At 51.0% G+C, this 11602-nt stretch carries 11 protein-coding genes; 7 read left to right on the top strand and 4 right to left on the bottom strand.

Annotated elements, in window-relative coordinates; translation table 11 throughout:
• Positions 1-9: 9 nt before the first annotated feature.
• The gene (locus KIH39_RS14465) at positions 10-1620 is read right to left on the bottom strand and encodes a choice-of-anchor Q domain-containing protein (protein WP_213493946.1); all 1611 of its coding nucleotides are present in this window, start codon (positions 1618-1620) and stop codon (positions 10-12) included.
• Between the two features lie 236 nt (positions 1621-1856).
• Positions 1857-3386 carry an IS1380 family transposase gene (locus tag KIH39_RS14460; RefSeq protein WP_213493945.1) on the bottom strand — a complete coding sequence of 510 codons (1530 nt, stop codon included), beginning with the start codon at positions 3384-3386 and terminating at the stop codon, positions 1857-1859.
• 421 nt (positions 3387-3807) lie between these two features.
• On the opposite strand from KIH39_RS14460, the gene KIH39_RS27150 reads away from it, so the two are divergent.
• The 5 genes from KIH39_RS27150 (at position 3808) to KIH39_RS14435 (ending at position 7017) form a co-directional block, all read left to right on the top strand.
• Complete coding sequence (locus tag KIH39_RS27150; RefSeq protein ID WP_213500425.1) at positions 3808-4236, top strand: EndoU domain-containing protein; 429 nt, start codon at positions 3808-3810, stop codon at positions 4234-4236.
• A gap of 23 nt (positions 4237-4259) precedes the next feature.
• Positions 4260-4574, top strand: a complete 315-nt coding sequence (locus KIH39_RS14450; RefSeq protein ID WP_213493944.1) for a hypothetical protein — start codon at positions 4260-4262, stop codon at positions 4572-4574.
• 299 nt (positions 4575-4873) lie between these two features.
• The gene (locus tag KIH39_RS14445; RefSeq protein WP_213493943.1) at positions 4874-5329 is read left to right on the top strand and encodes a hypothetical protein; all 456 of its coding nucleotides are present in this window, start codon (positions 4874-4876) and stop codon (positions 5327-5329) included.
• Between the two features lie 359 nt (positions 5330-5688).
• On the top strand, positions 5689-6048 hold the full coding sequence (locus KIH39_RS14440) for a hypothetical protein (RefSeq protein ID WP_213493942.1): 360 nt from the start codon (positions 5689-5691) through the stop codon (positions 6046-6048).
• A gap of 513 nt (positions 6049-6561) precedes the next feature.
• Entirely contained in the window at positions 6562-7017 is a 456-nt protein-coding gene (locus tag KIH39_RS14435) for a hypothetical protein (protein WP_213493941.1), read from the top strand.
• A 215-nt stretch (positions 7018-7232) separates the two neighbouring features.
• Here the strand turns inward: KIH39_RS14435 and KIH39_RS14430 are convergent, their stop codons facing one another.
• Together KIH39_RS14430 and KIH39_RS14425 are read right to left on the bottom strand one after the other, a co-directional pair.
• Positions 7233-7871: a DUF1559 family PulG-like putative transporter gene (locus KIH39_RS14430; RefSeq protein ID WP_213493940.1), complete on the bottom strand. Its 639-nt coding sequence runs from the start codon at positions 7869-7871 to the stop codon at positions 7233-7235.
• A 701-nt stretch (positions 7872-8572) separates the two neighbouring features.
• Positions 8573-9574 carry a DUF6807 domain-containing protein gene (locus tag KIH39_RS14425; protein ID WP_213493939.1) on the bottom strand — a complete coding sequence of 334 codons (1002 nt, stop codon included), beginning with the start codon at positions 9572-9574 and terminating at the stop codon, positions 8573-8575.
• Between the two features lie 44 nt (positions 9575-9618).
• Between KIH39_RS14425 and KIH39_RS14420 the strand changes: the two genes are divergently transcribed.
• On the top strand, positions 9619-9945 hold the full coding sequence (locus tag KIH39_RS14420) for a (2Fe-2S)-binding protein (protein WP_213493938.1): 327 nt from the start codon (positions 9619-9621) through the stop codon (positions 9943-9945).
• Positions 9946-10022: 77 nt separating this feature from the next.
• Positions 10023-11579, top strand: a complete 1557-nt coding sequence (metG, locus tag KIH39_RS14415) for a methionine--tRNA ligase (RefSeq protein ID WP_213493937.1) — start codon at positions 10023-10025, stop codon at positions 11577-11579.
• Positions 11580-11602 lie beyond the last annotated feature (23 nt).

The following is an 11602-nucleotide window of genomic DNA, read 5'->3' as shown; positions in this document are numbered from 1 at the left end:
TCGTTTACTTCATCCGCATCTTGGTTCAGGTGTCTGAAACGCTCCCATATCCGTATCGTTCAGGTAACGGGGCTCCCCGCGCTGATCTACTCTCGAGAGATAAATCCCCGCATGAAGAGCCGGGCTGTTCGATAGCAAAGCGAAGGTTTCCGTATTGCCGCCATTGTTTTGGAGCGGTCCGAGATCCGGATCCACCCCATAAATATTCCCAGTAACATTGTTGGCGAATGCCGTAACCCCGGCGGTCGACTGAATCAGGTTGTAGCCAAGCGATTCCACGTATCCTTGGATATCCGAAGGGACGACCGCAAAGTTTTTCCCATCCGAGATATAGTCCTCACGCCCCTCCGCGACGATGGTATCCAACAGCGCGGTGACCGTGGTTCCAGCGGACCACCCCGTCGGGTCGGTATAGATATTTCCGCCGCTGGCCCTCACGCTGTAGTACGGGAAAGGCGTACTCGGGTCGGGATCGATCATATATACCGTTCCCCCCACCACGGTCGATTGCTGAATCGACAGGAGGCCGCCGCCGTTGTACATCGTCCCTCCCGCCAGGTACCCGGTCGAGTCCGCGGCATCGGGGGTCGCGGCCGTCACGCTGTTCGCGGAAAAGGTGGAATTCACAACTGTGGTGATCGTGGTTCCCGATTGCCAGAGGGCCCCCCCTTGTGCACTGGAGGATCCTTCCTGACCCGGGTAGGCGGCTATGTAGGCGGAATTGGACACAAAAGTGGATGCCCAGATCGATAACCGACCCCCGGCCGCGTAAATGGCCCCTCCTCTTGCGAACGCTTCTGTTCCACCGACTTGGAGTTCGCCTCCCGCTGTGGTAGAGTTCGAAGTAAAAGTGCAGTTGCTGATATTGGTGTTCCCGGCGGTGTAGAGGGCTCCTCCGTAGGCGAACCCCCCGCCATAGCCACCGGCGTTCGAAACGTTTCCAGTAAATGTGCAGTTGAGAATATCGGTGTTGGAGCCGGGAGCCGCATCGATGGCCCCTCCCTGACTTTGCTTATAGTAGGGGTCCAAACCTTTTATCTCGACGCCCAGCACCTGATTGTTGTTGAAATTGACCTGATCCAGAAGTAAAGTCCCGGCGTTGTAAATCCCGCCGGTATAGTTATCGGAGATATTGTTGGAGATGACGCACTGGGTCATGGTCAGGTTGCCAAAATTCGAAACGGCTCCTCCCCAAGTGCCTTCCGCCTGACTATTCGACAGCGTGAACCCGGAGATGGTGGCCGTGCATCCCGAGTTGACCACAAAAATGTTGGTATTGAACCCTTCGGAGAGGCCCGACCGCCCCAGTATGGTGAGGGCTCCATTGGAAAAGCCGTAAATCGCAATGTTGTGGGCTATGGTCAAATTGGGGCCGGTCAGCTGGATCGAGTCTCCCCGCACATTTTGAGCAAATCGAATGATGTCGCCATTCTGAGCATGATCGTTGTCCCAGCGAAGCGAACCCGGGACATCGGGACCATACCCGGAGTCCAGGTTGTTGGTCACCCACCAGGTGGAGGGAACGAGCCGACTTTCGAGGGGCGTCAATTCCATTCGGGAGGAGGATTTCGTCGAAAAGGAACTGCGGGTTTTTAACCGGCTGAGGGAGAGGGTATTCATGTCAATCCTTTGGGTTCATCTGGATGGGCGCTATCCTAGCCCTTAAACAAGCGAAGTTTTTGATGCCAATTCCGTGGGGAGTTTTAGCGAGATAGTTCGATGAGTCCTCCGCGCCGGAGCTTTTCGCTCGGCCGAACGCATACTTCTATTTTTCAAACATTCTTCCTTTCCGCGAATAGCTCTCGGCGTTTTATCGGATCGGGACATCCGGATCCCGACTTCAGTCGGTCGAACGATCAGCACCTCAGTGCTTTCAGTAGTCGGAAGAAGATCGGCAAGTGCGGGTTCCAGCCGAGCAATCGATAGACGATGCGGCCGGCCTTCCGGACGATCTGACAAGGCAGAAGCATGAAAGCATTGAGGAAGGTTTTGAATTCCATTTTCAAAACCGACTGCTTCTGGTCCCGATGCTTTTCCCGCCAGCGACCGGGAGTTTCCGGCAACGTCAAGGCCCACCAGGCTTTCAAGTTCCAGGCCAGGGAGGCCATCACCATGTACGCCCAATTGCTTTCCAGATCGTGCAGCGGCGCGTGCAAGGCCCGGCAACCGCCCTTGAGCTGCGCTATCAGATTTTCCTGATTGCAGCGATCGTTGGCTTCGTAGACGACTTCGGCGGCCGTGCACTCCCGGTCGTTGGTGATGTAGAAGAAATAGCGTTCGTCCGGATACAGAACGGATTCGCCTTTTTCCACGGAAAGATTCTTGCGAATCACCACCAGGCGATACGCCCTTCGGCAAGCGGTCGGTTGGTACTCGAACTCGGCCACCGCTTCGGAGATCAACTTCACATTTACGAATTCCCGCTCTTGGACGATCCGCTCCTTGGTGTTTTCCCGTCGGTGTCGCAACTTCGCTTTCGCCGAGTATTGCGCGGGACGCTCGAGCTTGTGCCAAGCCGCTTCCGGCAGTTTTTCCGCGATTGCTTCGAGGTTTTGCTTCGAATCGTAGCCGAAATAAAAGCGTACCTTGGCGTTGGCATCCCAGCCGTCGAGGCGAGTGGTCTGCGAGAAATCGGTGTCGCCGCGAAAGACGATCCTGCGAAAGCCCGCTTGAAGGCACAGCAAAAGAGCCCGGTCGAGTTCGACCGCGGCCCCTTCGTGCGAAGGGCGATTGCCGGGACGGTTGACGATGCTCAGCGTCTCACCGGTGTTGGCCAGGGTCACCGCCAGGGGGTGGTAACACCAGTCTCTGTTATAGTTGATGTCCATCCCCGCTTTACGCTCGCCACGCGTTTGGGTAAAGCTGCCGTCGGCGTCGATCTTCGCGCATTCCCAAAAGGAATCGGGTTGCTTCGACCAGACGCGTAAACGGGTCTGGTTGAAAGCGTCGATCAAAGCCTGGATGCTGCCACTATCGAAGCGTCGACAAAAGTCGCCCGAAGTAGTCGGGTCGGGAAAACGCTGAGTGCCCAAGGCGTTGAGAAAGTTTTCGTCCGTGCGACGCAGTTCCATGTCTTGCAGGCAGGTACCCCCGCAAAGGGAATTGTAAGCGATGGCCAACACGTGGTCCGATTCCGAGTAAGGCCTTTGAAATTGGAGCAGATGCAGCTTCTCGTCGATGTCGTCGATCAGTCCGATACGCCGGGCCAGAAGGTGCATGGCCCCGAGGCCTCCGCAACTGATCGCCCCCACGCGTTCGGAGACTTCGTAATGAATGTTGGAGGCGTCGAAAGAAGGAGCGAAGGTCATCGCGGCCTCTCGCTTAGCCAGGCGACGTTCGATTCGACTCTTGCATTTTTGAAACCAACGTCCGAAAATAACATTCACTCGAAACTCCTTTTTGCGACTGTCGATTTGTTAAGCGGTTACTTACACAAACCGCAGAAAACAAAAAGGATTTCGAGCTTTCTTCGATAAATCGAAACAATTCTCCAAAAAACTACGCTGGTTTAAGGCCTAGCCGAATCGGGATGGAAATGAATACAAACTCCCTCGTAAAGTGGATGAATGGAAAAATTGGATGGGATTGGATAATTGTTGGTCAGGGGAGGGGGATAGGTGTGTGGCACTGACTATTTGCCGGTGCGCGAAAGCTCGGGTATTTGGAAAGGCTTCGAGTTGCATCCAGAGATTCTGTTGAACTAGGAATTCGATGATCACATAGTTTGAGTGAGTTAGTTGCTTGGAATACGCACTGACAGAGCCAGTGCCACACAAGACAATTCGCTATAACGGGTTATGACAAGCGATAGGAGTTAAGAGATCGCCAGTACCACCCGCCGACAAAGCCGCCAAAGTTGCACAAGATGCTGAAAAAGTTGCAAAAGAGGCAAAGATTGCCCCAAAGACGGCAGTTCCGGAAAAACCAAGTTTAGTTGATCCCAAGGGACAGAAGCACATTCTTGAAGGCGATGGCCCAGGCAAAGGAGGCGGTCACCGCCCTGGGACTGGCAAACCTGGGAAGAGCGAGTTTCGCGAGGGCTGGAGTGATGGCAAGATACTTGGAGAAGTTTCTGACATTGCCACTGATCCGGCTATACGGTGGACCCGGCCAGATGCACGAGGTTACATTTCCGGCACAAAGACTGTTGATGGAGTAGATATAAAAGTCGTGGTCGATACTTTAAACGGCCGCATCGTAACAGGGTTCCCGACGAATCTTCCAAGGAACCAATGATCGATACATGGAGGTCGGAAGAAATGAGCGAAGAGCAGCTGGACAAGATCGTGCAGTCAAGACTCATGGATGTTCTGCAAGAGCTTGAAATGCAGAAAAATCTTGCAGTGCATTATCCCGAAAACCGTCTCTCGTTTCGGGAGCAAATGGAACAGCTCCGTGAATACATTGCCGATACTGGTGAATATGGCATCGCATACGAATCTATTATTGCCGATTTAGAGCAAATCCCTTTTGTTCTTAGCGGAATTGCAGCAGTTAAACTCCTAGAGGTTGGCCTGATAATGCGATACAAGACGGAGCGTCCTCAAGACCAGACATTTGACATAAGAAATTAGTCCGGCCTAAAGCGGACCCTAATGAATCTTCCGGGGAACGTGCCTTTGGCGGGCAGGTTTCCCGGTTCTTTTTTGCGCCTGCTCATTATCCCGAACCGAATTCTGGTCGCATTTGTAGCCGAATTAAAGCTGTAGGGATTTTGGCATTTTGAAGGGTGTTTTGCCGAATACCGGGGAATTTTGGAGCGGTCTGATGACCGAGACCGGGGTGTTGCGATGGGCCGGCGTAGTCCGGCGCGAGGCGCTGCCGTTCTCCGTTTATTGCCGAAGTGGTCCAAGAATTTTTGCAGCGAGAAGGCGTGTTCGGCTTGTACTCTCCGCCGAGGAGGCCACAATATAACGGTGCGATCGAAGCGGGCATAGGATCTTTGAAAAGTCGAATCGAACGTAGAGCTGCCTGGGAAGGCCATCCGGAAGTGTGGAACGCTGAGGATGTGGAGGCGGCTCGACGGGAAGCCAATGCCTTGGCTCGACCGAGAGGAGGTCTGGGTCCTACTCCCGAGACGCTTTGGAAAAGTCGGGAGAGAGTCGCGACAGAATCTCGCGATCAGTTCCGAGAGCTTGTTGAAATCCATCGGAACCGAGCTATGGAGGAGGAAGGAAAATCTCCTTCGGGAGTGTTGCTCGAGCAGGAAGCTCGCCGTATGGATCGAATTGCTTTACGCCGTGCTCTCGTCGATCACGGCGATCTTTTGTTCAAGAGAGGGCCAATTCCTCTAGGAATTAAATCGCAAAAAACGGCAAATATTACGTGAGGGGTACATAACTGACCAGAATGTGCTGTTCGTTTTCGCGGATTATCAATAAATGCGTGTGTGCCCCTCAAGCGCTGCTGTGGAGATAAATATTTAAGATATATCGTAATCCCCAAAGCAGCTAAGCACTGTGCTTCGCTATTGCGAAATCGGGATTTTGTTGAATTCAATGTGTGTCTGGCTGGGCCGATCTCGAGAGTTTAATAACTACTTTGAATGATTTAAGACGACTTTGAAAAGGTTCTATTGATTGGCAATCGATTTTATAACTGCTTCATGAGTATATCTAAAGTCGGCAGGTTCGATACTGAGATATCTTGTAATTTGTACTTCAATCCAATCGGAAAAAGGTTGAAAATATGAAAATTCTATTGATAGTATACAAAAAAATAGTTTATATATGTATCGCTGTATTGTTTATGTTTTTTGGTTACATTATTGGATATATGAATTCAGTAAAGGGAATTTCGGAAAATTATCAAAATAGTCTCATGTATCAAGCGCCTACAATAGAAAAATATATAAATAAATCGCTTTTTTTTGTTGGCAATATGTCGACAGAAATGGAACTGTCTGGCACTGTGCCAAATATGGAAATATTAAAGAAAATTCAAAATGAATCTAGTGAATATTACAAAAACTATACCTTATTCATGTTGCTAAGAGCTATAAGAGTTGAAGGCACTACTGATACAATATTTACTGCGGAAAACCGGTAAGTCTTTGAAATAGTCCTGCCCTGTTTCGACTCTTGCGAGACAATAAGTTGTGATCGGCAGGCGGATCAGGACATCGGGAAGATATGACCTGGGATCGTTTTTGCATCAGGCAACTTGCAGTGAACCTGGAGAGAATCGCCGATGTTCGCACGCCGTTGTCGGATCCGAAGTAGAGCAAGTTCTTACGCCCTTGGGCGTGAGGTGTCCCGAACCGAATTCTGGTCGCATTTGTAGCCGAATTAAAGCTGTAGGGATTTTGGCATTTTGAAGTGTGTTTTGCCGAATTCCAGGGAATTTTGGTGTCCCGAACCGAATTCTGGTCGCATTTGTAGCCGAATTAAAGCTGTAGGGATTTTGGCATTTTGAAGGGTGTTTTGCCGAATACCGGGGAATTTTGGAGCGGTCTGATGACCGAGACCGGGGTGTTGCGATGGGCCGGCGTAGTCCGGCGCGAGGCGCTGCCGTTCTCCGTTTATTGCCGAAGTGGTCCAAGAATTTTTGCAGCGAGAAGGCGTGTTCGGCTTGTACTCTCCGCCGAGGAGGCCACAATATAACGGTGCGATCGAAGCGGGCATAGGATCTTTGAAAAGTCGAATCGAACGTAGAGCTGCCTGGGAAGGCCATCCGGAAGTGTGGAACGCTGAGGATGTGGAGGCGGCTCGACGGGAAGCCAATGCCTTGGCTCGACCGAGAGGAGGTCTGGGTCCTACTCCCGAGACGCTTTGGAAAAGTCGGGAGAGAGTCGCAACAGAATCTCGCGATCAGTTCCGAGAGCTTGTTGAAATCCATCGGAACCGAGCTATGAAGGAGGAAGGAAAATCTCCTTCGGGGGTGTTGCTCGAGCAGGAAGCTCGCCGTATCGATCGAATTGCTTTACGCCGTGCTCTCGTCGATCACGGCGATCTTTTGTTCAAGAGAGGGCCAATTCCTCTAGGAATTAAATCGCAAAAAACGGCAAATATTACGTGAGGGGTACAGGCATCGCATCACCTGGGTTCAGGAGTCGGAAGAGCTCAAATCCAAGATTTTTGACCCAGAGAGTGTCATTTTCGAAAATCGAAGTTACTGAATGGCGCTTCATATGATTCACTCACGATATCTCTCCAAAATTCCAAATTCGATACATGTTTCAGAGTTGATTATTTTAAAGGATCCAATTCGGATTGAATAATATATTTGATCCACTATGGATGAACAAGAAATTCGTCCAAACCAGTACCACTGCATCTTATTAGAAGAAATCCATCACTCACTCTGGCAACGTTACCGTTTATAAATACTATATATCCATCACCTTTAACCAAGGAAGTTATCTTGCTCTCATCGAATATCTCTACAGGGCTTCGGTAGTCAGTCCATATTTGTTTAAAGTCAGAATTGGCATACAACAGTATCTTCCACGAGTTTTCCAAATTTATTTTTGTGTTTGGATAGCTCAGACAATAAACGTTCGATTCGATATTATCTTTTATATCAATACGATAATTTCTTGATGCGTACATATTTTTGTTGATTAATGATATATTATATTCACTATTCCACGGCTCCATAAATTTGTATGAGCTATAAAATTCTTGGCCATCAAGATAAGGAAGAAGCTGCACTCGCCAAGAAGAACAAAAACTATCTGTCGAATTTATCCTTTTTCCCGAAGTAACGAATGAATTCTGAGTAGCAGAATAGTTTTGGGATGCAATTGAGAGCCTTGCTAAACAATCCATAGCCCTCGCACGATCAGCAATATTTCGAACATTAAAAAGAACTATCGATAGGAAGCAAAGCATGACTGCCAAAACTAAAACAACGACGAAATACTTTTTCATAATTACATTCCTAAGTAAACGTAACACGATTCTTAGTTGATCAAAAAAGCGCCCGCAACTTTGCCATTTTAGAACTGGCCGAGCTTTTTGTTTGTAATTGCCGGATAAGAGCCTCTAAAAAACTATCTGTCTGCTTGTTCGTGTGTAGCAAAATGATACACACGAACAAGCAGTTTGAACAAGCTAAACAATTAACTGCAGGATAATACTTGGCGATCGGTTTGGTTTGATAATTTTCTATATTTAGCCTCGATCATACTATTTCTCTATTTCTTAGTTGTTGTAATAAGTGCATATTAATTTTAATACCTGAGCAACGCATATGTTATAAATAATAACAGCTTCACAATATCGGTTCGTGTTAGTTGCCGCGGGTGGCACTGGTGCGATCCTCCCCCCTCTCTCCGAACCATTTATCCATCCTGGTTCTGCGTGGCACTGGCTACCTGCCAGTGCGTATTCAAAATAAGTACCCGCACTACAGTATCGCATCCTACGTCCACTCTCAACTTTTATTGCGTTTCCGGATAAAATTTGGTACTATGAAGTGGTTGAATGAGACTCTCGGCGGTCTCATCACACCAAGGGTAAAACGAGATAATTCCCGAGAAATAATCTAAGGTCATCAAAATTGCGTTTCTCACTATGTGAAAAATGATGATCTGATGACCTCTCTAGGGAAGTCCCGGACAAGCGAGCGGCTAACGCCCGACAAATTTCTCGTAGGCCTCGGTCACCTGACCCGACTTCACATCTCCCGTATGCAGATAGATCACATAAGTGAGTTTCAATTTGTCGCCCCGGGCAATCTTCACCAGATCCCTCTTCCCCTTTTGCGATGGGAAGCCGGACACCTCGCGACCGAAAGGATTGGCCGCCATTAAGCCGTAAGCCCGAGAGTGCCAGGCCGTCGGAATCGTGTTCTTGGGACTTGCAAAGATCGTCAGCCCGGCCTCTTTCCCGTCCTGCTTCCCCGAGTAATCGCACCAGTGGGAGACTTGACCCCAGACATTTTTCTCCAGCGTTTTTCCATCCGCCAGCGTCAGAGTGCCGCCATGAATCTTTTTCTTCTCATCGATCACTTCCCGTATCTGATCGCTGATCCTCACCCCGAAGGAACCTTCCTTGGTATCGCCGAAAGTGATCGGGCACTGGCTGGCGATCAGTTCCGAATCCATAATGATCAGCCGTCCCGTCTTATTCAAATCGACGAGCGTAATCGTCCGAACCTCTTCGAGAACTTTGACGCCGTCGGCCGAGTTCCAGTCGTTGTAGGTCACCACGCTTGCTTCGTGCGGCTTCTTGGTGATCTCGCCGACTTTGGTGCAGCGGATCACGCCGTGGCCGGGCAGCTCGCTCCAGAAGTCGACCCCTTTGACGTGCGGATCGGCCGTTTTAGTTTTGATCGTTAAACCTTCTGGAATGACATCGCCGTGGCAGAACCAGCCCGACTTGTGGTGTGGGTGATCCTTGCTGGTTTCCTTCGGAAGATCCTTCACAATGGGATAGCCGCGCGTCACCGTAATTTCCCCCGGCGCATTCAACGGCCACCAGTAAGGTTTGGCGACTTCCTTACCATGGTAATAGGTGGTGACCAGTTCGCCGCCCGATTTGAATTCGAGTTTGCCCTCGCCGACAACAATCTCTTGGGAGTAGAGCGGAAACGCGGCCAGCAACAGAAAGGAGAGAGAGGCAGCACGCATGGGAGGAGTCCCAATGGGAGTGGAAAATTAGATAGGATAAAGTTATGGATCTGGAAGACAAAGTCTGTCTGTGCTTTCACGTCAGTAAGCGGAAGCTGGTCAATTACGCCCGGCTCTATCAGCCGAAGGTGGCTAGCCAGTTGTCGCAGTGCGGCGGGGCGGGCACCGGGTGTGGCTGGTGTATCCCCTTTTTGAAGCAGATTTTCAAAGCGGCGGTGCAGGGGGGCGACACGACCGAGTTGGAAAAGCTGACGCCCGCGGAGTACGAACAGCGCCGGGCCGCCTATGTGAGGTCGGGGCAAGGGACGCCGCCGCCAGGGGCGACGCCGTTGCCGATTCTCGAGCCGGGACAGGAATTGGAAGGCGAGTGAACCCCTTTAGCCCTTTCGCCCATCTGTACCAATGCATAAAACGATAGTTCGTCGAAACGAACCAAGGAGCAAGCCGAATGGCCGATAAGCCGCGCTGGTTTCAAACCGCCGCCATCGATTACCCGAATAGCCGACCGCACATTGGCACCGCTTTTGAGAAGCTGGGAGCGGATGTCCAGGCCCGCTATCGGCGCATGGAAGGTTACGACGTTTGCTACCTCATGGGCAACGACGAGAATACTTTGAAGGTGGCCGACCGCGCCAAGGAGTTGGGCAAGAGTCCGCAGGAATATTGCGACGAAATGGCCCGACAGTTCCGCGAAGTGTGGGATGCTCTCGACATCAGTTACGACTGCTTCATCCAGACCAGCCACGAACGCCATAAGGCCTGCTGTAAGAAGTTCATTCAGAAGGTCTACGACAACGGCCATATTTTCAAGGGCACCTACGAAGGCTGGTACTGTGCGGGCTGCGAGGAGTTCAAGAGCGACAAGTTCTATGAAGAGAATGCGGGAAATTGTCCCAGCCATCGCAAGCCACTGATCCGCCGGGTGGAGCCCTGTTACTTCTTCCGGCTGTCCGCCTTCCAGGATCGGCTGGTGAAATTCTACCAGGACAATCCCGATTTCATTCAGCCGGAGATTCGGCGAAATGAAATGCTGGGGCTGATCGAGGCCGAAGGTTTGCGCGATATCAACATCAGCCGGCAGGGGGAGGAGTGGGGCATCCGGATGCCGTTCGATCCGGAGTTCACAATTTACGTCTGGTTCGATGCCTTGTTGACTTATATCACGGGTATCGGCTATGGCGACGATGAAGCGTTGTTCCGGAAGAACTGGCCGGCCGATGTCCATTTCATCGGCAAGGATATCACCCGCTTTCACTGTGCTTTATGGCCGGCGATGCTCTGGGCCGCGGGAGAGGAAGCGCCTAAGAAAGTGTTCAGCCACGGCTTTGTGACCATCAACGGCGACAAGATGGGCAAGTCGATGGGGAACGTCGTCGAGCCGCGAGAGATCGTCGCGAAATCGAGCGTCGACGCCTACCGCTATTTCTTCATGAGGGAGTGCGGCTTCCCGGGCGATGGCGATTATAGCGGCCAGCGCTACGAAGAAGTGTACGAAACGGAACTGGTGCGAAAGCTGGGCAACCTGCTCAGTCGATGCTCGACCATACTCGCGAAAAACTATGCGGGGACATTCGAGGGCACGGCGGGCCGTATACCGGCGGCGGTTTCGAATCTGGATCTGAAAGTGTTCGTGGGTGAAGTTCGTGCTCACGTGGAGAACTGCAGGTATAATCTGGCCCTGGCCGCGATCGTGCAGCAGTTGATTTCACCAACCGACCAGTATCTGGAAGCGAATGCCCCCTGGAAGCTGGTGAAAACCGACATGGCCGCCGCGAAAGAAGTGTTGTTTAATGCGATTCAATCGCTGCGAATTGCTTCGATTCTGCTGAAGCCGTTCATTCCGCGATCGGCCGAGGCGATTTACAAGAGCTTCAACTTCGATACGCCTTGGGAATCGGTGGATTTTGCGGAAGCCTCGGAATTGAAGAGCACTCGGGAAGATTTGAAGCTGGTAGCGGAGTTGGTGGACGGGAAGATCAAGCCGCTCTTCCCGCGAATCGTTTAAATGTCCATGCAAGGCGGATTGTG

The organism is Telmatocola sphagniphila, from assembly GCF_018398935.1.
Taxonomy (GTDB): Bacteria; Planctomycetota; Planctomycetia; order Gemmatales; family Gemmataceae; genus Telmatocola; species Telmatocola sphagniphila.
Note: the sequence above shows the minus strand (reverse complement) of the source record. Positions and strands in the feature narration are given on the sequence as shown.

Bases quoted from the DNA above. Each gene is read 5' to 3' on its own strand.
- KIH39_RS14465 (WP_213493946.1), bottom strand. From the start codon at position 1,620: ATGAATACCCTCTCCCTCAGCCGGTTAAAAACCCGCAGTTCCTTTTCG.
- KIH39_RS14450 (WP_213493944.1), top strand. From the start codon at position 4,260: ATGAGCGAAGAGCAGCTGGACAAGATCGTGCAGTCAAGACTCATGGAT.
- KIH39_RS14440 (WP_213493942.1), top strand. From the start codon at position 5,689: ATGAAAATTCTATTGATAGTATACAAAAAAATAGTTTATATATGTATC.
- KIH39_RS14430 (WP_213493940.1), bottom strand. From the start codon at position 7,871: ATGAAAAAGTATTTCGTCGTTGTTTTAGTTTTGGCAGTCATGCTTTGC.
- KIH39_RS14425 (WP_213493939.1), bottom strand. From the start codon at position 9,574: ATGCGTGCTGCCTCTCTCTCCTTTCTGTTGCTGGCCGCGTTTCCGCTC.
- KIH39_RS14420 (WP_213493938.1), top strand. From the start codon at position 9,619: ATGGATCTGGAAGACAAAGTCTGTCTGTGCTTTCACGTCAGTAAGCGG.
- metG (WP_213493937.1), top strand. From the start codon at position 10,023: ATGGCCGATAAGCCGCGCTGGTTTCAAACCGCCGCCATCGATTACCCG.